This window comes from Ruegeria sp. YKSF57 (assembly GCF_059612585.1).
Genome location: NZ_JBXWQW010000021.1, coordinates 1 through 21,607 on the forward strand (window position 1 = coordinate 1; position 21,607 = coordinate 21,607).

The window sequence follows — 21,607 nt, forward strand, 5'->3', positions numbered from 1 at the left end:
CAGCACTTCCATCGCGGCCTGGGCCTGCATCGCCGCCAGCGAGACGAAATTGAAATCCATCGCCGAGATCACCGGGAAAAAGATCGGGATCGTCAGCAGGATCATCGACAGGCTGTCCATGAGGCAACCGAAGACGAGGTAGAAACACAGGATCAGCGCCAGGACGACCCAGGGCGAAAAACCCTGACTGACCACGTAATTCGACAGTTCCTGCGGTACCTGCGTGAGGGCGAGGAAACCGTTGTAGAAGCCCGCACCCAACACGATGAAAAAGATCATCGCGGTCGAGCGGGCCGTCACCAGAAAACTGTCCGCCAGAGTCGCAAGCGTCAGGCCGCCGTTGAAAAAGGCGATGACGCCGGTGCCGAATGCGCCGACTGCCGCGCCCTCGGTCGGGGTGAACCAGCCCAGATAGATGCCGCCCACCACCAGCCCAAAGACCAGCAGGACCGGCCAGACCTGGATCAGCGCCGCGAAGCGTTCGGCATAGGGAACCGGCGGGCGGGTGCCCGCGCTTTCGGGATAGAGGCGGACGTAGACCGAGATGGCGATGACATAGCCCACAGCCGCAAGAATACCTGGAATGAAGGCGGCAAGGAACAGCTTGGCGATGTTCTGTTCGGTCAGGATCGCATAGATCACCAGCACCACGGAGGGTGGGATCAGAATGCCCAGCGTACCGCCGGCGGCCAAAGTCGCGGTGGAAAACCCGCCGGCGTAACCGTATTGCTTGAGTTCGGGCAGAGCGACGCGGCCCATGGTGGCCGCCGTTGCCAGAGACGAGCCGCAGATCGCACCGAACCCGGCGCAGGCCCCGATCGCGGCCATGGCAACGCCGCCCTTTTTGTGACCCAGCCAGCCTTCGGCCGCCTTGAACAACGCGTTGGACATGCCGCCCAGCGTTGCAAAATGCCCCATCAGCAGGAACATGGGCACGATGGTCAGCGAATAGCTGGAAAAGGTCGTGTAGGTCTCGTTCTTGAGCCGGGCAAAGGCCACCTGTGTGCCGTCGGTCACGAGAACCAGGCCGACAAACCCCACAAGAAACATCGCCAGCCCGATGGGCACGCGCAGAAAGATCAGCACCATCAGGGCGGGGAAGGAGGCAATTCCGATTTCCAGAGCAGTCAATGCAGTGCCTCCACCCCATCCCGGATCAGGATGCGGCCGGTAAAGAATTCATAGGTACGAACGCCGGCCATGTAGACGCCAACCGCCGCCGCCGCCAGCGCCGCAGCGAAACTGAGCGCATAGGCCCACCAGATCGGGAACTGAAGCAGGAAGGTTGTTTCGTGATACTCTTTCTTGCTGATCATGCCGTCGAACAGTTTCCACGCGATCAGGATCAGAACGGCGGCAAAAATGATCTCGGTCACCATGCGCAGGAAGCGGTTGAAGCCGTTGGAGAAGACGTTGGTGAGAATATCGACCGAAGCATGTCCCGAGGTGATCTGGCACAGGGGCAGAAAGCAGAAAATGGCAAAGGCGACGCCTGCCTCGACCAGTTCGAAATCGCCGTTGACCGGGCCGACGCCCATGCCGATGGCCCAGTCGGACAATCCGGGCGCGAGGCTTTGCATCATGTCGCCGTGGAAAAACCCGTTCAGCAAGCGGCCCAGAATGGACACGCAGGTCAGCAGGATCAGGAGGCTCAGGACGATCCCGCCGATGATGGCCAGCGTTCTGGCCAACCCCTTCATCAGTCTATGCATTGGACCTCGATCTTTTGCGGGGGCCATTGGATCGCGGCGCCGGGGCGCCGCGACCGGTTGCGATGGGCCGGATCAGTTGGAATAGTCCGGCGTGTATTTGTCGATCAGCATCTGCGCTTCGTCGAGCAGGGCCTGACCGTCCTTGCCTTTGGAGGCCATGTCGGCGATCCATTCGTCATAGATCGGCTGCGCCAGGGCGCGCCATTCCTCGACACCGGCCTGGTCGATGGTGATGATGTTGTTGCCCAGGTCCTCAGCGACAAGTCGAGCGGGGCCATCGGCATCAGCCTGCGTGCCACCGGCGAAGACCGAGAATTCGAGACCCGAATTGTCGTCGATCACCTTTTTCAGATCATCCGGCAGGCTGTCATATTTGGCCTTGTTCATCGCCAGAACGAAGGTCAGCGTATACAATGCGCGGCCCTCGAATTCGGTGTGGTTCTCGACCAGTTCCGGCACCTTCAGGGCGGTGGTGACTTCCCATGGGATGGTGGTGCCGTCGATCACGCCTTTGCTGAGCCCCTCGGGCACGGCGGGCACCGGCATGCCGACCGGGGTCGCGCCGAGCTTGGTCAAAAGCGAGTTGACCGAGCGCGAGCCGCCGCGGATCTTCATGCCTTGCAGGTCTTCGGGGCTTTCCACCGGTTCGGAGGTGTGGATCATGCCCGGACCATGCACCCAGGTGGCGAGGATGTGGACATCCTTGAACTCGTCATCCTTCATGTGTTTTTCGAACATTTCCCAATAGGCGCGCGACACGGCGCGTGCATTTGTCATCATGAAGGGCAGTTCGAATACTTCGGTCGAGGGGAAACGGCCCGGCGTATAGCCGACCACGGTCCACACCACATCCGCCACACCGTCGATCGCCTGATCCATCAGCTCCGGCGGCTTGCCGCCCAGCTGCATCGAGGGATAGCGTTCCACCTTGATGCGGCCACCCGAATCCTCTTCGACACTGTCGGCCCAGACATCCAGAACCAGTTTCGGCACGTTGGCCTGCGCCGGCAGGAACTGGTGCAGTTTCAGCGTCACTTCCTGGGCCAGCGCGGTAGAGGCGCTGAAGCCCGTGGCCAGCGCCGCAACGGCCGCGCCGCCGATGACGCCCAAAAGCGTTCTCCGATAGGTCATGTTATCCTCCCTTTGACCCCTCTTTTTAGCAATATAATGCCCATATCTTTGCATAATGCAATATATTGCTCACTCTCTGTTCAGGCGAACACCGCGCCCTCGAGGCCGGTACTGCCGTACAGCCATTCGACCGCATCGTACCACTGGTCGGGGGATCTGGCGCTCATGATCGTGTTTCGCAGCGCCGCGTGTGCCCCGGCGGGGTGATAAATGTGTTCTCCGATTTCCCGAGACTGCAACTGAACGCGGGCTGTACGCAAGCGTCGTCTGTCCTGATAGGTGTTTAATATCCCCTCCACATCGCCCCCCGCCTCGAAAAGCGCGGACAGGCAAACGGCATCCTCCATCGCCATACAGGCGCCCTGGGCGAAGTATTGCAGCATCGGATGCGCGGCGTCGCCGAGCAGGGCAACGCGCCCGTCGGCCCATTCCATGACCGGGTCGCGGTCGCACAGCACCCACAGTTTCCAGTCCCGTCCCTTGTCGATCACCTTTTGCGCCCTGGGGCTGACATGTTCGAATCCCCGGCGCACCTCGTCATGGGCGACCGGTTTGCCCGCGACCGGCTCCGGCGCGTCGTTGTGATAGGTCACCACGAGGTTGAAGCTTTTCCAGCCCGACAGCGGATAGTGCACGATATGGCACTTGGGACCGGCCCACAGCGTCGCGGCGTTCCAGCGCAGATCCTCGGGCATGTCCTCGACCGGGATCACCGACCGATAGGTGGTGTGCCCGGACACGCGCGGCGGCCCGTCGTCGCGCATCTGCGCGCGCACTTTTGACCAAAGACCATCAGCGCCGATCAGCGCCTTGCCTGCGGCGCGGGTTCCGTCATGAAGGATCGCGGTAACCGAAGTACCGTCCTGTTCGTATCCCTGAACCGCGCTGTTGGTGCGCAATTCGACCAGCGGGTGATCCTGACAGGCCCTGAGGAACACGCCGTGCAATTCACCACGATGCACGACCGCATAAGGGTTGCCCATGCGCGTGCGAAAGGCGTCATCCAGCGGGATGCGGGTGATCTCGTCGCCGGTCAGGGCATCCATCAGCCGCAGGTTGTCGATATAGACCGCCATCGCCCGCGCCGCGTCACCGACGCCCAGATAGTCAAAGGCGTGGAAGGCGTTCGGACCCAGCTGGATTCCCGCCCCGATTTCGCCGAACTGACCGGCTTTTTCCAGCACCAGAACCCGCTGCCCCCGCTGGGCGAGGCCAATGGCGGCCGCCAGCCCCCCGATCCCGCCGCCCGCGATGACGATCCGGTCTGACATGGGTCATTCGGCCTCGGTCAGGTTCAATTCGATCGGGTCGAGCCCGTCAATGCTGCCGGTGATCAGGTCGCCGGCGATCACCGGCCCCACGCCCGCCGGCGTGCCGGTCATGATCAGGTCGCCGGGGCGCAGATGATAAAAGCCGGACAGATGGCTGACGATTTCGTCGATCTTCCAGATCAGCTCGGACAGCGTGGCATCCTGACGGGATTCGCCATTCACCTGAAGATGGATGCGTTTGCCGTCATCCGGCGACCAGTCGCCCGCCTTGGTCAGCGGCGCAAAAACGGCGGCGTTTTCCACATCCTTGCCCAGATCCCAGGGGCGCTGTTTGTTGCGTTCGCGGATTTGCAGGTCGCGCCGGGTCATGTCGAGCGCGCAGCCATAGGCATAGACGGCCGCCCAGGCCTCGTCCCGGCTGGCGCGGAACACCGGCCTGCCAATGGCAAATGCAAGTTCCATTTCATAGTGATAGTTCTCGGTCCCCGGCGGATAGGGCACCGACGCGCCTGTCAGGATGGCGTTGGGGGCGGATTTGGTGAAGTAGAACGGCGCTTCGCGATCCACTTCGTTGCCCATCTCGGCCGCGTGCGCGGCATAGTTGCGGCCCACGCAGAAAATCCGCCCGATAGGGTAGGTCGCGGATTCGCCCCTGACCGGGATGCCCGGAACAGGGGGAAGGGTGAACAGGCTGTCGCTCATCTCGGGCGCTCCTCGTAATAGCCAAGCTTGTCCTGCAGGGGACGGTCGTGAATGCGGATCAGGAAGGCCTCGGTCCCGGCCTTGTGGGCAATGTCGGCAAAGACCGGGGCGGTAAACGTGTCTTTCGGCCCCCAGAGGATGGTCTTGCCGTTGATGGTGGTTTCGCCCTCGCCGCCGATGACATGAAAGGCGCAGGAGGCGGAGCGGAAAGGCGGCGCGTGGCGTTCGCCCTTTTTCAGCATCATCGCGGTGAAACCCAGAGTTGGCAGCACGTCGTTGCCGGTTTCAGGGTTGATGTAGTCGAGTTCGGTGACGCCTTCGCCATAGATTGCCATCTGGCGCAAGGCCGCTTCGGTTTCGGACCAGGGATAGCGCATCATCGGGTAACGGCGGGCGGTCTGGCGCGGGCGCCGGGATGGTGCAAGACCCGCAGCGCGGTATTCGACCTGACTGGCATCGGGGCGGTTGCGCTGTGCCTGCAACTCTCCCTCGATGGCGTATGAGCCCTCGAGATAGACGAAAAGCGGCAAGTCCAAAGCGTCGAGCCAGACGACGGGGCCGTCGCCGTCGTGACCGTGGTCGTGCCATTCCCCGCCCGGGGTCAGCACGAGATCACCCGCGTCCATCGGCAGCCGTTCGCCATCGACCACGGTATAACCACCAGTGCCTTCGACCACGATCCTGACGGCAGAGGGGGTGTGGCGGTGCGCTGGCGCCTGTTCTCCGGGCAACAGCAGCTGCAGGCCCAGATAGATGGTCGAGGTCGCCTGCATCGCGCCGACGCCGCGGCCGGGATCGGACAGGACCAGCACCCGGCGCTCGGCCTTTTCGACCGGCGTCAGCTCTCCGGCGCGCAGCAGAAGGGGGCGAACCGTGTCGTAGTTCCAATAGCCCGGGCGGGTGACCGGCTGCGGTTCGCCATGCGGCAGGACGTTGCGCATCATCGGCCACAAGGGGGCGACGCCCGCGCGTTCCATGTCGTCTCGGTAATCCTGCGGCAGGTCTTCCAGCGTTCCCAGTTTCTGTGACAAGACACCCTCCCCCCATGCGCAGTGCACCGGGTTGTATCTTATGGGGCATTTGGTTTGACGCAAGGTTGAGCCGTCAGGAAGGGCCGAGTCGCCGGTTGAATGGAATCACCGGGCTGCACGCGCCAGTTTCTGCCGACAACCGATGGTTGCAGTGGCGCGAATTCGCGCAGATTCGGTTTCGTCCGATTTCCTGTCCGCCGATTGGACGGATTCGGAGTATTGGTGGGACACGTCCCGCTTTGGAGGAAACACCCGGAACAAACGCAAACGTGATCAATGATTTTTCGCGCTGCAGCCTTGGCGGCAAGGATGCGCGCGCTAATTTCAACCTAAAGGTGGAGCCTTGCGGCTTTGTTTCCTGCCATGATGCTCGGTAGGGCAGGAACTGCGCCAGGTCCACCAAGAATTGGGGTAGCAAAACCCAGTCAGACCTTTTTCGGGACATGAAGGAACACGGCCACTCACGCAAGTGACGGCGCAGGAATGCTACAGGGCACACCCACCAGAGAACCCGCACCCAAGCTTCTCTGTGAAATGGGCGGTCTCATTTCAGGCCACGCATGCCTTGTTGCTAAAGGCCGGATGTCCGGTTTCGACCAGGACCTCCCGGCCTGTGGTCAGGTCAAGTAACCTGTATCATCCTGGCCACCCCGCCGGGGATAGCCCCCCTTATTCCCGGCGGGACAATTCGGGGCTGCTGGAGATCGTTCGCGGACGTGTTCCCCGGTCACTCGTCTATGTCATGCAGTTCGTTGAGCAGATCCAGCAGGGTTTCGTAACGCTCGGGTCCCATCTGCGCACGAATGCGCTCGGCGGCGCGGATGCTGGTGCTGAGGTTCCGGCTGATGATCTGGCGACCGCCGTCGCGAATGCTGATGACCTGTTTTCGGCGGTCATGGGCGTCGGGGCGGCGTTCGATCAGTTCCTTTTCCTCGAGCTTTTGCAGAATGCGTGTGAGGCTGGGCAGCAGCAGGCAGGCCCGGTCGGCGATGCGTGTGGGGTCTTGCGGGCCCTCTTCCTGAAGCACCCGCAGCACGCGCCATTGCTGTTCCGTGATACCGACATCGGCCAGCATCGCCCGGATCGGCCCCATCACCCGTTCACGCGCGCGCAGCAGCGCGATGGGAAGGGATCTTGAGGTCAGTGGCAGGTCTTGGCTCATGAAAGAATCTTTGCTCAATTCCTGTTGGTTAGCAACCAGTGAGTGATTGCCGGGGCTGGTCAAATCACCACACTTGATTGACTTGTTAAGTATTTTTTGTGACTGTGGCAACCAGATTGGCACTAAGGTGCGGACGAATACCGGACCCGGCAGAGCGGAGTGGGCGATGAAGTGGCACGAATTCGGCGCATGGGGCCGCAAGGTGGCGGACTGGGCGCAGACCTATCATCTGAGTGTCGCGGATCGCCCGGTGCGCGCCCGGACAGAGCCGGGCGCGGTGTTGGACGCCCTGCCCGCGTCACCGCCGGAAAGCTCAGAACGGATCGAAGCGATCTTTGAAGACTTCGAAGAGATCGTGATGCCGGGCATCACCCATTGGCAGCACCCCCGGTTCTTTGCCTATTTCAACGCAAATGCCTCGGCCCCTTCGGTTCTGGCCGAGTTCCTGACCAGCGCCATCGCGCCGCAGTGCATGTTGTGGCAGACCTCACCCGCCGCAACCGAGATGGAAACGCGGATGATGGACTGGCTGCGGCAGGCGCTGGATCTGCCCGAGGGATTTGCCGGTGTCATTCAGGATTCCGCCTCCTCCGCGACGCTGGCGGCGGTGCTGACCATGCGTGAAAAGGCGCTGGCCTGGCAGGGCAACCGGCACGGGCTGTTCGGGCAGAAGCCGCTGCGCGTCTATTGTTCGTCCGAGGTTCATACTTCGATCGACCGGGCGATCTGGGTTGCGGGGATCGGACAGGACAACCTGGTCCGCATTCCGATCAAGGGCGACTGGCGCGGGATGGACCCCGAGGCATTGGAGGCGTCGATACGGGCTGATCTTGCAGCCGGGCTGCACCCGGCAGGCGTGATCCTGTGCGTGGGCGGCACCGGCACCGGGGCGACGGACCCGGTGGACCGATGCCTGGAGATCGCAACGAAATACGGGCTTTATTCGCATGTCGATGCCGCCTGGGCGGGTTCGGCAATGATTTGTCCCGACTATCGCCACTATTGGACCGGCGTCGAAAAGGCCGACAGCATTGTGTTCAACCCGCACAAATGGCTGGGAGTACAATTCGATTGTTGCGCGCATTTCCTGAAAAACCCCGACGATCTGGTGCAGACGCTGGCGATCAGCCCGGAATACCTCAAGACGCATGGACGGGACGGGATCATCAACTATTCCGAATGGTCGGTGCCATTGGGTCGCCGGTTCCGGGCACTGAAGCTGTGGTTCGTGATCCGCGCCTATGGGCTGGAGGGGCTGCGCCAGCGGCTGCGAAACCATATCGAATGGTCGCGCAAGCTGCATGACCAGCTGGCGGCGGAACCGGATTTCGAAATCGTGACACCGCCGATGTGGTCATTGTGGACCTTCCGCTTTGCGCCGGATGGTGCGGACGATCTGGACGATCTGAACCTGCGGCTGGTGAATGCGATCAACGATGATGGCCGCATCTATCTGACACAGACCCGAGTCGATGGCGATCTGGTGATCCGGTTTCAGGCGGGACAGTTCGAAACCACCGAGGACGACGTGAGGATGGCCTTTGAGGTGATCACCGAAATCGCGCGATCGCTGTCCCCTGATGGACTTGCGCCCGGAAAGGCGTAGCTTGTCCGCAAACCCCAGATACTGAGAGGCCCACATGCCCGCACCAAAAAACAGTTTCAAACAGGCCCTATTGCGCGGCGATCGCCTGATCGGTTGCTGGATGAGCTTTGCCGAGGCCTCCACCGCCGAGATCATGGGCACAACCGGGTTCGACTGGCTGGTGATCGACGGCGAACACAGCCCCAACGATATCCGATCGATCCGCGATCAGCTGGTGGCGCTGGCGGCCAGCCCGTCGCATCCGGTGGTGCGGGTGCCCATCGGCGAGACCTGGATCATCAAGCAGGTGCTGGACGCGGGTGCGCAAACGGTTCTGGTGCCCATGGTGGAAAGCGCCGAGCAGGCCAGGGAACTGGTGCGCGCCTGTCACTATCCGCCAACAGGTACGCGCGGTGTGGGCGCCACGGCGACGCGGGCCACCATGTTCGGAACGATTGGCGAGTATATCCAGACCGCCGATGACGAGGTCTGTCTTTTGGTGCAGGTCGAGAACCGCGCCGGTATCGCCGCGCTGGATGACATCCTTGCGGTCGAGGGTATCGACGGCGTGTTCATCGGCCCGGCTGATCTGTCGACGGACATGGGCTTTCAGGGCAACAGCGCCGCGCCCGAAGTGCGCGCGGTCATCGAGGCCGCGATCACCCGGATCAAGGATGCGGGCAAAGCACCGGGCATCCTTGGTACCAGCGAAGAGGCGGCACAGGCCTATCTGGATATGGGCGCACAATTTCTGGCGGTGGGCATCGACGTGCTGGTACTGGCCCAGAGCGCGCGCGCTTTGTCGGCCAAGTGGAAGGCGAAATAGGCCGGATCAGCCGCGCATCGCGGCGGCGGCCCTGGCATAGCCGCCCGAAGCCCCGTCGATGAAATGCATGTGGTCATCGCGCGTGGCCGACGGCACGATGCAGGTCATCATCGCCTCGTCCTGGGCGTGCAGGCCATAGCGGATCTTTCCCTGCGCCCGGGCCTCTTCCAGAAGCATCCCGATCGTGTCGAGCGATGCCTGATCGCAGTCGAGCGTCATTTTAAGCCCGTCGTCGAATTTGCGGAAATCGGTGTTCTGCGTGACCATGCGCCGATAATGGCCCGGATCGAACGAACCGAGATGCCGGCCAGACTTGAACAGAAGCCAGATCAACAGGTTTTGTCCCAGCACCAGTAATTTTCTGAACGCCAGATTGCTGCCGGCACGAGAAACATGGGCATCAATGCTCAGCCCCGGCGGGGGCCAGCGGAGCGGCGGACCGGAGGCGGCAACCGGGTGGCCGCCACGCTCCAGCCCGGCCACGGCCTGAACCACCCGCCGCGCCAGGTCGGCAAAGTCACGATCCGACGCGCGGGCGATTGGCTGAATGACGATGGACACGATCTGTCCATGTTTTGCCCGGCTGTTGGCCCAACGGCAGGACAAACCGGTCAGGTCCGGTTGTGCGCCCGGAGCAGCGGGCGGGATTTCATAGGCGCCGGATTTCATCCGCGACTCGGCCCAGCTGACCCCTCCGCCTGAAAACATGGCGTAATCGACGCCGTCCGATGCTGCGTGTCGGGCAACGCGAACATCGCTGCCCATGGCGCGGATGTCGCTCAGCGGCACCAGGGCGGCGCGAAGCGAGATCGAGAATTCCTCCTTGGCCCAACACCGAAGGTTTGCCAGCACCTGATGCGCGCGGGCAGCCAGTGAGCCCGGAACCGCAAAGGCCGCGCCGTCACCCCCGAAGACAAAGGGAAACGGCTGTTCGGACACTTCGTTCATCATGGCCGAGATCACGGCGGCACCAACCATGTTGACGGTCTTGTATCGCCCGCGTTCGATCTCGCCGGTGGAATCGACGATATCGGCCACACCAACCACCCAATCCGGCGGCAGCGGGGTGAACCGCGCGGGCTCGGCCAGCTCGGCGAAATCGCGCACGGGCGCAAGCGTGGCATAAAACCCGCCCTGCTCGCCGATCATTGCCCTTGTCCCCTGCATAGACGTCAAAGTAGCACGAATGCGGTGATGACCAGCAATCACGCAACCAGACACACGCTTGTGCAATGTGGCGGGACGTGTCAACCATCCTTAACAAGACAGGTATCGGAGCGGATCATGCGGGCTGGATTGGTTGTATTGTGTCTGGCCTATGTGCTGAGCCAGTTCTTTCGCGCCTTTCTGGCGGTGCTGACCGCCGATCTTGGCCGCGACATTGGCGCGGCACCAGACGATCTGGCCGCCGCTTCGGGGTTTTGGTTCCTGACTTTCGCCGCGATGCAAATTCCGGTCGGCTGGTCGCTGGACCGGATCGGGCCGCGACGGACGGCAGCGGTGTTGCTGCTGCTGGGCGGTGGCGGCGGCGCGGCCCTGTTTGCGGCGGCAACCGCGCCGGTTCACGTGAGTCTTGCCATGGTGCTGATCGGCGTCGGGTGCTCGCCGGTTCTGATGGCGTCCTATTACATTTTCGCGCGCGAGTTTGCCCCGGCCAGATTCGCCACGCTGGCGGCGGTGATGCTTGGCGTGGGTTCGGTTGGCAATCTTGTCGCCTCGTACCCGACCGCGCTGGCGGTGGAGCTGATGGGCTGGCGTGCGACGCTGGCCGGGCTGGCCGCAATCTCGTCGGCTGTGGCGGTTGGAATCTGGATGACGGTGCATGATCCTGAACGGATTGATTCCGAGCAAAAGGGATCGGTTCTGGATCTTCTGAGAGAACCGCGGCTGTGGGCCATTCTGCCGCTGATGCTGGTGGCCTATGCGCCCTCGGCGGCGCTGCGGGGGCTTTGGGCAGGGCCGTATTTGCGGGACGTTTTCGATCTGACCACCTCGCAGATCGGGCAGGTGACGCTGATCATGGGGGCGGCGATGATTGCCGGAACCTTCAGCTATGGCCCGCTGGACCGGATCCTGGACACCCGGAAATGGGTGATCTTCGGGGGCAACGTATTGGGCGCCGTCGCGTTGGGCCTCCTGTGCCTGTGGATCGATCACGCGGTCTGGTCCTCGGTCGTGCTGATGGCGGTGATCGGGTTCATGGGGGCATCCTTCCCGGTGATCATGGCGCATGGACGCGCCTTCATTCCGGCACATCTGGTCGGGCGAGGTGTGACGCTGTTGAACCTGTTCGGCATCGGTGGCGTCGGGATCATGCAGTTTCTGACCGGACGGATGCACGCGGCAACCGTGGAGGCGGGCGCGACTGCGCCTTACGTGCTGATTTTTGGCTTTTTTGCGGTCGCGCTTGGCCTTGGTTGCGCGGTATACCTGTTCAGCCGCGACAGCGTCGACTGACCTGAAACCACCGGAACAGGAGCATCAATTGCAAGACGTGCGTGTCATCGCCCCAAATCTGAAACGCAGGCTTTCCGGCGTGACGGCGACTATTGCGCGGTTGGTTCCTCTGCAGGCCCAAAAGATCGGCATTGTCGCCACCGGCCCCGGATTGCCCGATGACATCCCGCATATACCGCTGGCAAAGGTACCGTTCCTGCCGCGCCGACCTCTCAGGGTCTGGCATGCACGGCGGAACACGGAAATGCTGTTGGGTCTGATCTTGCGGGGGGTGTTCCGGATGCGCCTGAAGCTGCTGTTCACCAGCGCCTCGCAGCGGCGGCACACGGGTTATACCAAGTGGCTGATCTCGAAGATGGACGCGGTGGTGGCGACCTCGCGCAAGACCGCCGGGTATCTGGACCGGGACGCGCGCGTGATCATGCACGGGATCAACCTGCAGGATTTCACCCCGCCCAAGGATCGCGCCGCCGTGCGGGCGCAACTGGGGCTGCCCGACGGGATATTGCTGGGCTGTTATGGCCGCATCCGGCACCAGAAAGGCACGGATGCCTTTGTCGATGCGATGATCGATCTGTGTGGGCGGTTCGACGATGTATCGGGCATTGTCATGGGCCGGGCGACCGAGCAGCACACCGGCTTTCTGAACGATCTGAAACAGAAGGTCGCAGACGCCGGGCTGGCCCACCGCATCCTGTTCAAGCCCGAGGTCACCGTGGACCGGATCGCGGAATGGTATCAGGTGCTGGACCTGTTCATCGCCCCCCAGCGATGGGAAGGGTTCGGCCTGACCCCGCTGGAGGCGATGGCCTGCGGTGTGCCGGTGGTGGCCACCGATGTGGGCGCGTTTTCCGAAATCGTGACCGACCCGTCGCTGGGCCGCGTCGTGGCCCCGAACAACATCCAGGCGCTGGCCGGCGCGGCGGCGGAGATGCTGGCGGACCGCGATTCTCTGGCCCGGTCCGGAGTGGCGGCCCGCACCCATGTAGAGACGCATTTTGATATCGAAGGCGAAGCAAATGCGCTGGTCGAGGTCTATGAGGGCCTTCTGGCCGGGGGCTGAGACACAGCGCCACGCCTCAAATTGACGTCAGGGACGCAAATACGCCGCCTGCCCCCTTTCTTCTGCGACAAAGGGTGCTATGAACGCGCGTCCTTAACTCAGGAGACAAGACATGGGCTATCGCGTCGTCGTCGTCGGCGCCACGGGCAACGTGGGCCGCGAAATGCTGAACATCCTGGCCGAGCGCCAGTTCCCCGTGGACGAAATTGCCGCTTTGGCAAGCCGTCGTTCGCTGGGCACCGAAGTCAGCTTTGGCGACAAGACGATCAAGACCCAGGACTTGGCCACCTTTGACTTTACCGGCTGGGACATGGCGCTGTTTGCCGTGGGTTCGGCCGCGACCAAGGATTACGCGCCCAAGGCGGCAGCGGCGGGCTGTGTCGTGATCGACAACTCGTCGCTCTATCGCTATGACCCGGACATTCCGCTGATCGTGCCGGAAGTGAACCCGCAGGCGATCCACGACTATTCCAAGAAGAATATCATCGCGAACCCCAACTGCTCGACCGCGCAGATGGTGGTTGCGCTGAAACCGCTGCATGACCGTGCCAGGATCAAGCGCGTCGTGGTGTCGACCTATCAGTCGGTGTCGGGAGCGGGCAAGGAAGGCATGGACGAGCTGTGGGATCAGACCAAGGCCGTCTACAACCCGATCACCGAGGTCGAGCCGAAGAAGTTCCAGAAGCAGATCGCCTTCAACGTCATTCCGCATATCGACGTCTTCATGGAGGATGGCTCGACCAAGGAAGAGTGGAAGATGGTCGCCGAAACCAAGAAAATCGTCGACCCCAAGATCAAGGTTACCGCGACCTGCGTCCGCGTTCCGGTCTTTGTCGGCCATTCCGAGGCGGTGAACATCGAGTTCGAGGAGTTCCTGGACGAAGACGAGGCGCGCGATATCCTGCGCGAGGCACCCGGCATCATGGTGATCGACAAGCGCGAGGCCGGTGGCTATGTCACCCCGGTGGAATGCGTCGGCGATTTCGCCACCTTCATCAGCCGCATTCGCCAGGATTCGACCATCGAGAACGGCATCAACCTGTGGTGCGTCAGCGACAACCTGCGCAAGGGCGCGGCGCTGAACGCGGTGCAGATCGCCGAGCTGCTGGGACGGGAAGTTCTGAAGAAGGGGTGAAGCTCCTTCGGATTGGGAATGTCAGGGGCGCGTAAACCGTGCCCCTTTTTCGTTGACCTGCCTGCGTGACCGAGTAATGTCCGGCCACCTTTCGGTGCCCGCCCGTGCGGGAGAATCGGGAACGCGGTGCAAACCCGCGACGTGCCCAACGCTGTAAGGGGGACTGTGCGGACATGAACCACTGGCCTTGGCCGGGAAGGGGTTCGCGCGGGAAGATCCCGAGTCAGAAGACCGGCCGGAAGGGATGGCGCAGCCTGCGTGGACGGCGGGCGGCGCGGGACCATCCAAGGGGACTCCGATGGCCATTACCACCGAACCGGCGCTGATGGCGCCCGACGCCTTTGACAAGGCGAGCCGCGAAGCGGTTTATCGAACTATCCTCAACCGCCGCGACACTCGCGGGGATTTCCTGCCGGACGCGATACCCGAAGACCGGTTGAGCCGTGTCCTTTTGGCGGCGCATCACGCGCCATCGGTGGGATTCATGCAGCCGTGGGATTTCCTGATCCTGCAGGACCGTGATATGCGCCGGCAGGTGCATGAGCTGTTTGCCAAGGCCCATGCTGAGGCCGCGCTGATGTTCCCGGTCGAGCAGCGCGACACTTATCGCAAGCTCAAGCTGGAAGGTATCCTCGAGGCGCCGATCAACATCTGCATCACTTGCGACCGCAGCCGCTCCGGGCCGGTGGTGATCGGTCGCACTCATATACCGGTGATGGACATGTTCTCGTCGGTCTGTGCGGTACAGAATTTCTGGCTGGCGGCACGAGCCGAGGGGCTGGGGGTGGGCTGGGTGTCGATCCTTGACAATGGCGCGCTGAAAGAGGTGCTGAACCTGCCTGCCGAGGTTGTACCCGTCGCATATCTTTGTGTCGGGCTGGTCCGTGGTTTTCACGACAGGCCGGAACTTGAAAAGGCCGGTTGGCTGCCGCGCCGCGCGATCACCGACCACGTGCACTTTGGTCAATGGGGGCAAACCGGCGGTGATGCAAAGCTGACCGGGCGCTTGCGCGCGGACCAGGCATCAATCGCAGACGGAACGTTCCTGTCGCGGCGGCTGGGCTGATTTCCAGAAGCGGTTCGGGCGCCGAAGGTCGGCGCCCGGGTCACTCAGACCGGTTCGAACTTTCCTTTCGCAGGATCATAGCTCTGCAATCCGCCTGCGCCGATGTCGGTCCACAGGCCGTGAATGCTGAGGCTTTTGGCCTCGACGGCGGAGGCGACGAACGGGAAGGTCATCAGGTTTTCCAGCGAGGCCACCACGGCCTGTTTCTCGAACTGGCGGGCCTGTTCGATGTTGTCCTTGAGATCGGCAACCAGATCGTATTTCGGTTTCAGGATATCCATCCAGCGCCCGACGAAGCTTTCCTTGGCCTCAAGCTGTGGCGCCTGCCCCTTGCACATGTCGATACAGCCCTGAACGCCACCGCATTGCGAATGGCCCAGCACGATCAGATGCGCGACCTTCAGCGCGGTGACCGCATATTCGATGGCCGCGCTGGTGCCGTGGTGATCGCCATCGGGCGCATAGGGCGGTACCAGATTGGCAATGTTGCGGTGGATAAAGAATTCGCCCTGATCGGCGCCGAAGATAGATGTGACGTGCACCCGGCTGTCGCAGCAGGAGATCACCATGGCGCGCGGATGCTGCCCTTCGTTGGCCAATGTGCGGTACCAGGCCTCGTTCTCGGCATAGGTCGTGGCTTTCCAGCCATGGTAGCGCTTGACCAGATAATTCGGCAGAGGTTTAGCGAAGTCCATTCCAGTAAATCCCCAAGGTTTTCTGTGCTGCAGCGTGATCTAATCCGAATTGAAACAAAATTCGAGACATTATCCACTTTTGCCGAAACCTTTTGCCAACCACTGTGGCGCGAGGATGCGACCGTGCCGTGGGGGTGCGACTTTATTGGGGTGAACGTGGTGGAGAAAGTGATCACACTCGTTCAGAGGGAAACCGTGCGACTGGATCCGGACCCTCTGGGAAATCTTTACGATCAGCTGGGCGATTCGGGCGCCGAGGATGTGGTATGCCGCGCCATCGAAGAGCTGGCCCTGCGGCTGTCGCGATGCGAACTCATGTGGCGACAACGGGATTGGCTGGGTCTGCGCAAGGCCGCACGCTCGCTGGTGGCGATTGCCGAACAGGTCGGCATGACGGCGCTGACCCGCGTGGCGGGAGATGTGTCAGACGCCGTGGATGCCGGAGACCACGTCGCCGCCAGCGCCACCCTGTTCCGCCTGATCCGGGTCGGCGAGCAGTCGTTGGTTGCGGTTTGGGACCAACGGCATCTTTCGATCTGAAATGGCTTGCAGGTGCCCCGGCGCAAGGTAGTCTGGCCGCACCTCAACCAAGCGAGCCGTTCATGCCCCTGTCTTTTGCCCCTCCCTCCGACCACGCCCTGCACCTGCATGTAATCGAACAGGCCGCGCTTGATGCCTGGCTGGATGCGCAGGACAGCGAGGTTCGGGGTTGGGTAGCGTCCAACGGGTTCACCGGCGCACTGGGACAGGCGCTGTTGGTGCCGGGCCGCGAAGGCGCGGTGCGATTTGCGCTGGCCGGGTACGGCGACGCGACCAAGCGCGCGCGCAAGCGGTTTCCGCTGGCCGCCGCCGCCGAAAAGCTGCCCAAAGGCAGTTATCGGATCGTCTCGGGGCTGGCCGATCAGGATACCGCCAACGAGGCGCTTGGATGGCTGCTGACCGGATACGCCTTTGACCGTTATGCCGCGCAATCGCCGGCCAAGGCCACGCTTGTCGCCCCCGAAGGCGTTGACGCCACCCGGATCGAGGCCATTGCCAATGCCGAAACCCTGATCCGCGATCTGATCAACACCCCGGCATCCGACATGGGGCCGGACCACCTGCAATCAGCGGCCGAGGGGCTGGCGGCCGAGTTCGGGGCGCGGTGCGAGACCATCATCGGCGACGACCTGTTGGCCCGGAATTTTCCCATGATCCATACCGTAGGGCGCGCCGCCGGGCAGGCCCCGAGGCTGATCGAGATGACCTGGGGCGACAGCGGACCCAGCCTGACGCTGGTCGGCAAAGGGGTCTGTTTCGACACCGGCGGGCTGGACCTGAAACCTGCTTCGGCCATGGGGTTGATGAAAAAGGACATGGGCGGGGCGGCCAATGTGCTGGGGCTGGCGCGAATGATCATGGCGCTGGCCCTGCCGATCCGGCTGCGGGTGCTGATCCCGGCGGTGGAAAATTCGGTGGCCGGAAACGCATTTCGCCCCGGCGATATCCTGACCTCGCGCAAGGGGTTGACGGTCGAGATCAACAACACCGACGCCGAAGGGCGGCTGGTGCTGGCCGACGCGCTTGCGCTGGCGGACGAGGGCCAGCCGGATCTGGTGATCTCGATGGCGACGCTGACGGGTGCGGCGCGCGTGGCAGTCGGGGCAGACCTGGCCCCGTTTTATACCGACGACGACGAGGCGGCGCAGGTGCTGGCGCAGGCCGCGTCAAAGGTGGCCGACCCGGTGTGGCGGATGCCGTTTCATGACCCTTATGAAGAACTGATCGAACCGGGCATCGCTGATCTGGACAACGCACCGTCGGGCGGGTTTGCCGGATCGATCACGGCAGCGCTGTTCCTGCGGCGGTTCGTGACCGCCAGCCGGTACATGCATTTCGACATTTTCGCCTGGCAGAAATCCAAGGCTCCGGGGCGCAGCAAGGGAGGGTTCGGGCAAGGCCCCCGCGCCCTGCTGGAGGCGCTGCCAGACCTGCTGAAATCATGAGCGTGCAAGGCATCCATGTTCCGGTCACCGATTTGCTTCGCCGCCCCGACGGCCCGCGCGACCGCCAGTTGCTGTATGGCGATGTGGTGACGGTCAAAGAGGTCACCGGCGACTGGAGCCGGATATTATCGGAAAAGGACGGCTATCCCGGCTGGGTCCGGTCGGAGGTGCTGGGTGATGCGCAACAACCCACGCACTGGGTCGCGGCACCGGCCACGCATGCCTATTCGCGGCCCGATATGAAAAGCGCTGAACGTGTTTGCCTGAGTTTCGGAAGCAGGCTGGCGGCCCGCTCGGAAACCAATGGTTTTATCGAAACCGACGCGGGGTTTGTGCCTGCGGTTCATCTGGTCGGGATCGGCACGAAATTCGACGATCCGGTTTCGGTCGCAGCGCTGTTTCTGGGTACGCCCTACCTTTGGGGCGGCAACAGCCGGGCGGGCATCGACTGTTCGGGGCTGGTGCAGGCGGCCTTGCTGGCGTGCGGCATCCCCTGCCCCGGCGACAGCGGCGATCAGGAACGCGCCCTGGGTACGGCCCTGCCCGCCGGAACCGCACACCGGCGCGGCGATCTGTTGTTCTGGAAAGGCCATGTCGCCTGGATGGCCGATCCTGAGACCTTGCTGCACGCGAATGCGCATCACATGGCGGTGCAGTACGAACCACTGGATACGGCAATTGCCCGAATCGAAGCGCAGGGCGACGGCCCGGTCACGGCCCACAAAAGGCTTTAGTCGGTATCGATCGCCCGGATCAGCTTGCGTTCCAGCACCCGCAGAACCGTGCGCAAATCATGGCCGCGTTTCAGGATGCGCCCGTCCATTCCCACCACCGAATACAATCCCTGCCGCTGGCGCATACGGGGATGTTTCTCTACGCGATAGATCGGATGTTCGGCAGTGCGCCGAAAGATCGAGAAGACGGCCATGTCACGCAGGTTCGAGATGCCGTAGTCACGCCACTCTCCCGCAGCCACCATCCGGCCATAGACAGAGAGGATCAAAGACATTTCGCGCCGGTCGAACGCGACCTGCATCTGGGCCGGACCCGCAGCAAACGGGCTTGGAGGCTGCATGTTCATAAACTCAGCCTTGCCAAATTTTTTCGCCAAATCAAGTCTGCAAAGCGGCAATCCCGGTCTGTTGAGGCGGCGAGAGCACGTTGCCGACATGGGCGATCAACTGCTTTTGGGCTAGAATGCAGGTTGGAATGCCGTCCGCCCCGAGCGATCTTGCGCGCCGGTTGCAAAGGCTGTTTTCTGGAGTCCACGCCAGCACACGAGGTCTCGGCCAAATGGCAAATAATGAGGAAAACGAATCCCGGCTGCTGGTGATCGTCACGCCGAGTTTCAACATGGCTGCAACGATGAGTTTCGTGGACCCGTTTCGCGCGGCTAACTACTTGGAAGAAAAAACCTATTTCAGACAACTGTGTTGCACGGATCGTTTCATCAGCGTGGCCAGTTTCTTGGTTTAACGACGGGATGGCGCCGAGCGACATGCGCAAGGTGGCGCTGCGGCCTGCAGACTAGAAGTTCTCGACCCAGGGCCGGATATCCAGCTCGTTCGACCATGCGGAGCGGTCCTGATCAATCAGGTGCATGTATTCGCGGGCAATGGCGTCGGGGTTCAGCATGCTGTCAGGGGCGTCCGCCGGTTCGGCCCGCGCGGCGCTGCGGATCGCACCGTCGATGTTGACCCAGACCACATGGATGCCCTTTGGATGCAACTCGCGCGCCATGGATTGCGCAAGGCCCCGCTGGGCAAACTTGCCCATCGCAAACGGGACCGAGTGGGGAAACCCCTTGACCCCGGCCGAGGCGCCGGTGAACAGGATCGTGCCCCGCCGGCCATCCGACAAGCCTTGCATCAGCATGCGTTTCGCCGCGAAGTGACCCAGAAGGAAGGCACCAAAGGCCGTCACCTCGATCGCCTTGCGCACGGCCTTGGGTTCGAGGTCGGCAATCGGCCCGCGCTGGCGGGCAGAGGGGTTGTAACAGGCGACGCGCAACTGCCCCGGAATGGACTCGACCAGTTCGGCGACACCGTCGGCATTCGTGCCGTCCAGTTCGTGTGTTCTGGCATGGATTTCGTACGCCAAGTCCTTGAGATCGGACGTATCCCGCGCGGCCAGATGCACCGCGTAACCGGCATGGGCCAGTTCCCGGGCAAAAGACGCGGACAGGCCGGTACCGGCGCCGATGATGAGTGCAGAGGATTTGGACGAAGGTTTTGCCATGGCGGATTCTCCTGCTCTCACCATGACAGGTCGCCCGTGCCTGCGCAAAGCAAATGCAGCGGGTCAGCCGCCCAGCATGACCGCTTCGACCCGGCGGTTGCGGTCGCGGCCTTCGGGCGTCTGGTTCGAGGTCAGCGGCGCGAGATAGCCGGCGCCTTCGGCCTCGAGCCGTTCGGCATCTACGCCATGATCCGCCACCAGCCGGTCGCGCACCGCCTGGGCGCGGCGCTTGCTGAGGGCGGTGTTGCCCTCAAGGGTGCCGACATCGTCGGTATGACCGACCAGTGCGATGCGCAGCTTGGGGTTTTCTGCCAGCAGAGCTGCCAGTGTTTTCAGTGACGCATAAGGCCCCGGCCCCAGCGCATCGGCGCCGGTCTGGAAATCCAGATCTTCCAGGATCGCGTGACCATTCAGGCGCAGATCGGCCAGCAACCCTTCGGAGCTGTCCTCGGTTTCGTAAACGACAAACGGAGCTTCGGCCTGAATATCGGCCGGCCCCACGCTGATCACCTGCAGATAGGCGTCAGGGGGATTGCGGCTGATCAGCAGGCTGAGCGCCTCGTCCCCGCGCACCGCCGAGACAAAGCGATAGTCGCGCAAGGCCACGTACATGTCCGGGTTCGGAACCACCTCGGTGCCAAAGCGGAAATCGAAGCCGCCGCATTGGGACGATTGGCAATCGAGCACGATCTCATAATCCTGCGCCCTGATTTGATCCCGCATCGGCGTGAGGATCTGCAGCGTGGTCCGTGACCCCGAGCGAACACGCCAGGTACGGCGATCAACCCTGCCCTCGAACGTGCGGGATGGCACGGTGTTGCCGTCAAACACCCCGACAGGCAGATCATAGCTGTCCAGAGCACTGATCCGTTCGGTCAGTTGCTGCGCGCCGCTGGGCAACGTCAGTTCCTGAGCGGAGACCGGAGCAGCCATCAGGGCAAGACAAAGGGCGAAAGGGCGGATCATCTGAATTGCGAATGATACTCGTCATTGGGCACCATCGCAGTTGCGCTGGCGACGCGGTTGGACATGTTGAAGAAACCCGCCACGTTGGCGATGTCCCAGATATCGCGGTCGGAGAAACCGACATCGCGCAGGCGCTGGCGGTCGGGTTCCTCGATCTCGGCGCTGGCGGTGGTCATCTTGGCGGCGAAATCCAGCATGGCGCGCTGGCGCGCATCCAGAGGCGCGACGCGATAGTTCATCACCAGCATCTCGCCCAGCTTCGGATCGCCGGACAACTGGCGCACCGCCGCGCCATGGGCCACGAGGCAGTAGAAGCACTTGTTGATCGAGGACACGACGACCGCGATCATCTCACGTTCAAGCTTGGAAAGCCCGCTGTCGGCCAGCATCAGGTCGTTATACATCGCCGTGAACGCGTTGAGCTTGGCGATGTCGAACGCGTTGGCCCTGAGTACGTTGGGCACCATGCCCAGCTTTTCCACGCAGATGTCGAAGTATTTCTGCGTCTCGGGCGGCAGCGGGTCCACCATCGGCAGGTCAAGCGCGGTGGGTTGGTTCGGATCGGTCACGATTGTCTTTCTC

The 21,607-nt window shown here is 62.6% G+C and carries 23 protein-coding genes and 1 riboswitch; of the genes, 10 read left to right on the plus strand and 13 right to left on the minus strand.

Annotated features, from left to right (window positions below):
* The 7 genes from AC2FLX_RS10450 to hpaR form a co-directional block, all read right to left on the minus strand.
* Positions 1 to 1,131, minus strand: a 1,131-nt coding sequence (locus AC2FLX_RS10450; protein WP_496875424.1) for a TRAP transporter large permease, incomplete at its 3' end; no start/stop codon positions are given.
* Positions 1,128 to 1,712, minus strand: a complete 585-nt coding sequence (locus tag AC2FLX_RS10455; protein WP_496748643.1) for a TRAP transporter small permease — start codon at positions 1,710 to 1,712, stop codon at positions 1,128 to 1,130. The genes AC2FLX_RS10450 and AC2FLX_RS10455, both read right to left, overlap by 4 nt.
* A gap of 72 nt (positions 1,713 to 1,784) precedes the next feature.
* A complete protein-coding gene (locus AC2FLX_RS10460; RefSeq protein WP_480748517.1) occupies positions 1,785 to 2,843 on the minus strand; it encodes a TRAP transporter substrate-binding protein in 1,059 nt (352 codons plus the stop codon).
* Positions 2,844 to 2,923: 80 nt separating this feature from the next.
* On the minus strand, positions 2,924 to 4,114 hold the full coding sequence (locus AC2FLX_RS10465) for a 3-hydroxybenzoate 6-monooxygenase (protein ID WP_496811321.1): 1,191 nt from the start codon (positions 4,112 to 4,114) through the stop codon (positions 2,924 to 2,926).
* A gap of 3 nt (positions 4,115 to 4,117) precedes the next feature.
* Positions 4,118 to 4,816: a fumarylacetoacetate hydrolase family protein gene (locus AC2FLX_RS10470; RefSeq protein ID WP_480748515.1), complete on the minus strand. Its 699-nt coding sequence runs from the start codon at positions 4,814 to 4,816 to the stop codon at positions 4,118 to 4,120.
* On the minus strand, positions 4,813 to 5,847 hold the full coding sequence (locus AC2FLX_RS10475; protein WP_480748514.1) for a cupin domain-containing protein: 1,035 nt from the start codon (positions 5,845 to 5,847) through the stop codon (positions 4,813 to 4,815). The genes AC2FLX_RS10470 and AC2FLX_RS10475 overlap by 4 nt, the downstream gene beginning before the upstream one ends.
* Positions 5,848 to 6,574: 727 nt before the next feature.
* On the minus strand, positions 6,575 to 7,009 hold the full coding sequence (gene hpaR, locus AC2FLX_RS10480; protein WP_480748513.1) for a homoprotocatechuate degradation operon regulator HpaR: 435 nt from the start codon (positions 7,007 to 7,009) through the stop codon (positions 6,575 to 6,577).
* Between the two features lie 166 nt (positions 7,010 to 7,175).
* On the opposite strand from hpaR, the gene AC2FLX_RS10485 reads away from it, so the two are divergent.
* Positions 7,176 to 8,615 carry a pyridoxal phosphate-dependent decarboxylase family protein gene (locus AC2FLX_RS10485; protein WP_496811322.1) on the plus strand — a complete coding sequence of 480 codons (1,440 nt, stop codon included), beginning with the start codon at positions 7,176 to 7,178 and terminating at the stop codon, positions 8,613 to 8,615.
* A 34-nt stretch (positions 8,616 to 8,649) separates the two neighbouring features.
* Positions 8,650 to 9,420, plus strand: coding sequence for an HpcH/HpaI aldolase family protein (locus AC2FLX_RS10490; protein WP_496744355.1), 771 nt, complete (start codon positions 8,650 to 8,652; stop codon positions 9,418 to 9,420).
* A 6-nt stretch (positions 9,421 to 9,426) separates the two neighbouring features.
* Here the strand turns inward: AC2FLX_RS10490 and AC2FLX_RS10495 are convergent, their stop codons facing one another.
* On the minus strand, positions 9,427 to 10,569 hold the full coding sequence (locus AC2FLX_RS10495) for a DUF3095 domain-containing protein (RefSeq protein WP_496811323.1): 1,143 nt from the start codon (positions 10,567 to 10,569) through the stop codon (positions 9,427 to 9,429).
* Positions 10,570 to 10,704: 135 nt separating this feature from the next.
* Here AC2FLX_RS10495 and AC2FLX_RS10500 point away from each other — a divergent pair, with 135 nt between their 5' ends.
* The 4 genes from AC2FLX_RS10500 (at position 10,705) to bluB (ending at position 15,141) form a co-directional block, all read left to right on the plus strand.
* Positions 10,705 to 11,877, plus strand: a complete 1,173-nt coding sequence (locus tag AC2FLX_RS10500; RefSeq protein ID WP_496811324.1) for an MFS transporter — start codon at positions 10,705 to 10,707, stop codon at positions 11,875 to 11,877.
* Positions 11,878 to 11,905: 28 nt separating this feature from the next.
* Positions 11,906 to 12,940: a glycosyltransferase family 4 protein gene (locus AC2FLX_RS10505; RefSeq protein WP_496875425.1), complete on the plus strand. Its 1,035-nt coding sequence runs from the start codon at positions 11,906 to 11,908 to the stop codon at positions 12,938 to 12,940.
* 112 nt (positions 12,941 to 13,052) lie between these two features.
* Positions 13,053 to 14,075 (plus strand): aspartate-semialdehyde dehydrogenase, encoded by a 1,023-nt coding sequence (locus AC2FLX_RS10510; protein ID WP_480748507.1) that lies wholly within the window; start codon positions 13,053 to 13,055, stop codon positions 14,073 to 14,075.
* Between the two features lie 75 nt (positions 14,076 to 14,150).
* Positions 14,151 to 14,329, plus strand: a riboswitch (cobalamin riboswitch).
* A gap of 44 nt (positions 14,330 to 14,373) precedes the next feature.
* Positions 14,374 to 15,141, plus strand: a complete 768-nt coding sequence (gene bluB, locus AC2FLX_RS10515) for a 5,6-dimethylbenzimidazole synthase (RefSeq protein ID WP_496811098.1) — start codon at positions 14,374 to 14,376, stop codon at positions 15,139 to 15,141.
* Positions 15,142 to 15,185: 44 nt separating this feature from the next.
* Here bluB and AC2FLX_RS10520 read toward each other — a convergent pair whose 3' ends face one another.
* Positions 15,186 to 15,836, minus strand: a complete 651-nt coding sequence (locus AC2FLX_RS10520; RefSeq protein WP_480748505.1) for a carbonic anhydrase — start codon at positions 15,834 to 15,836, stop codon at positions 15,186 to 15,188.
* Between the two features lie 150 nt (positions 15,837 to 15,986).
* Here AC2FLX_RS10520 and AC2FLX_RS10525 point away from each other — a divergent pair, with 150 nt between their 5' ends.
* The 3 genes from AC2FLX_RS10525 to AC2FLX_RS10535 all read left to right on the plus strand — a co-directional run bounded on the left by AC2FLX_RS10525 (position 15,987) and on the right by AC2FLX_RS10535 (position 18,555).
* Complete coding sequence (locus AC2FLX_RS10525) at positions 15,987 to 16,376, plus strand: hypothetical protein (RefSeq protein ID WP_496811101.1); 390 nt, start codon at positions 15,987 to 15,989, stop codon at positions 16,374 to 16,376.
* Between the two features lie 62 nt (positions 16,377 to 16,438).
* Positions 16,439 to 17,821, plus strand: a complete 1,383-nt coding sequence (locus AC2FLX_RS10530) for a leucyl aminopeptidase family protein (RefSeq protein ID WP_496744346.1) — start codon at positions 16,439 to 16,441, stop codon at positions 17,819 to 17,821.
* Positions 17,818 to 18,555 carry a C40 family peptidase gene (locus AC2FLX_RS10535; protein WP_496811097.1) on the plus strand — a complete coding sequence of 246 codons (738 nt, stop codon included), beginning with the start codon at positions 17,818 to 17,820 and terminating at the stop codon, positions 18,553 to 18,555. The genes AC2FLX_RS10530 and AC2FLX_RS10535 overlap by 4 nt, the downstream gene beginning before the upstream one ends.
* On the opposite strand, the gene AC2FLX_RS10540 is transcribed toward AC2FLX_RS10535, so the two are convergent.
* Positions 18,552 to 18,902, minus strand: coding sequence for a DUF2794 domain-containing protein (locus AC2FLX_RS10540; RefSeq protein WP_480748502.1), 351 nt, complete (start codon positions 18,900 to 18,902; stop codon positions 18,552 to 18,554). The genes AC2FLX_RS10535 and AC2FLX_RS10540 overlap by 4 nt on opposite strands.
* 128 nt (positions 18,903 to 19,030) lie before the next feature.
* Here AC2FLX_RS10540 and AC2FLX_RS10545 point away from each other — a divergent pair, with 128 nt between their 5' ends.
* On the plus strand, positions 19,031 to 19,297 hold the full coding sequence (locus tag AC2FLX_RS10545; RefSeq protein WP_496811096.1) for a hypothetical protein: 267 nt from the start codon (positions 19,031 to 19,033) through the stop codon (positions 19,295 to 19,297).
* 51 nt (positions 19,298 to 19,348) lie between these two features.
* On the opposite strand, the gene AC2FLX_RS10550 is transcribed toward AC2FLX_RS10545, so the two are convergent.
* From AC2FLX_RS10550 to AC2FLX_RS10560, 3 genes are all read right to left on the minus strand, one after another.
* Positions 19,349 to 20,059, minus strand: coding sequence for an SDR family NAD(P)-dependent oxidoreductase (locus AC2FLX_RS10550; protein ID WP_496811095.1), 711 nt, complete (start codon positions 20,057 to 20,059; stop codon positions 19,349 to 19,351).
* A 63-nt stretch (positions 20,060 to 20,122) separates the two neighbouring features.
* Positions 20,123 to 21,025, minus strand: coding sequence for an OmpA family protein (locus AC2FLX_RS10555; RefSeq protein WP_480748499.1), 903 nt, complete (start codon positions 21,023 to 21,025; stop codon positions 20,123 to 20,125).
* Positions 21,022 to 21,594, minus strand: a complete 573-nt coding sequence (locus AC2FLX_RS10560) for a peroxidase-related enzyme (protein ID WP_480748498.1) — start codon at positions 21,592 to 21,594, stop codon at positions 21,022 to 21,024. Before AC2FLX_RS10560 ends, AC2FLX_RS10555 begins: the two co-directional genes overlap by 4 nt.
* Between the last annotated feature and the right edge of the window lie 13 nt (positions 21,595 to 21,607).

Coding starts and splice junctions, on each gene's coding strand:
- AC2FLX_RS10455 (WP_496748643.1), bottom strand. CDS start 1,712: ATGCATAGACTGATGAAGGGGTTGGCCAGAACGCTGGCCATCATCGGC.
- AC2FLX_RS10460 (WP_480748517.1), bottom strand. CDS start 2,843: ATGACCTATCGGAGAACGCTTTTGGGCGTCATCGGCGGCGCGGCCGTT.
- AC2FLX_RS10465 (WP_496811321.1), bottom strand. CDS start 4,114: ATGTCAGACCGGATCGTCATCGCGGGCGGCGGGATCGGGGGGCTGGCG.
- AC2FLX_RS10470 (WP_480748515.1), bottom strand. CDS start 4,816: ATGAGCGACAGCCTGTTCACCCTTCCCCCTGTTCCGGGCATCCCGGTC.
- hpaR (WP_480748513.1), bottom strand. CDS start 7,009: ATGAGCCAAGACCTGCCACTGACCTCAAGATCCCTTCCCATCGCGCTG.
- AC2FLX_RS10485 (WP_496811322.1), top strand. CDS start 7,176: ATGAAGTGGCACGAATTCGGCGCATGGGGCCGCAAGGTGGCGGACTGG.
- AC2FLX_RS10490 (WP_496744355.1), top strand. CDS start 8,650: ATGCCCGCACCAAAAAACAGTTTCAAACAGGCCCTATTGCGCGGCGAT.
- AC2FLX_RS10495 (WP_496811323.1), bottom strand. CDS start 10,569: ATGATCGGCGAGCAGGGCGGGTTTTATGCCACGCTTGCGCCCGTGCGC.
- AC2FLX_RS10500 (WP_496811324.1), top strand. CDS start 10,705: ATGCGGGCTGGATTGGTTGTATTGTGTCTGGCCTATGTGCTGAGCCAG.
- AC2FLX_RS10510 (WP_480748507.1), top strand. CDS start 13,053: ATGGGCTATCGCGTCGTCGTCGTCGGCGCCACGGGCAACGTGGGCCGC.
- bluB (WP_496811098.1), top strand. CDS start 14,374: ATGGCCATTACCACCGAACCGGCGCTGATGGCGCCCGACGCCTTTGAC.
- AC2FLX_RS10520 (WP_480748505.1), bottom strand. CDS start 15,836: ATGGACTTCGCTAAACCTCTGCCGAATTATCTGGTCAAGCGCTACCAT.
- AC2FLX_RS10530 (WP_496744346.1), top strand. CDS start 16,439: ATGCCCCTGTCTTTTGCCCCTCCCTCCGACCACGCCCTGCACCTGCAT.
- AC2FLX_RS10535 (WP_496811097.1), top strand. CDS start 17,818: ATGAGCGTGCAAGGCATCCATGTTCCGGTCACCGATTTGCTTCGCCGC.
- AC2FLX_RS10540 (WP_480748502.1), bottom strand. CDS start 18,902: ATGAACATGCAGCCTCCAAGCCCGTTTGCTGCGGGTCCGGCCCAGATG.
- AC2FLX_RS10545 (WP_496811096.1), top strand. CDS start 19,031: ATGCCGTCCGCCCCGAGCGATCTTGCGCGCCGGTTGCAAAGGCTGTTT.
- AC2FLX_RS10550 (WP_496811095.1), bottom strand. CDS start 20,059: ATGGCAAAACCTTCGTCCAAATCCTCTGCACTCATCATCGGCGCCGGT.
- AC2FLX_RS10555 (WP_480748499.1), bottom strand. CDS start 21,025: ATGATCCGCCCTTTCGCCCTTTGTCTTGCCCTGATGGCTGCTCCGGTC.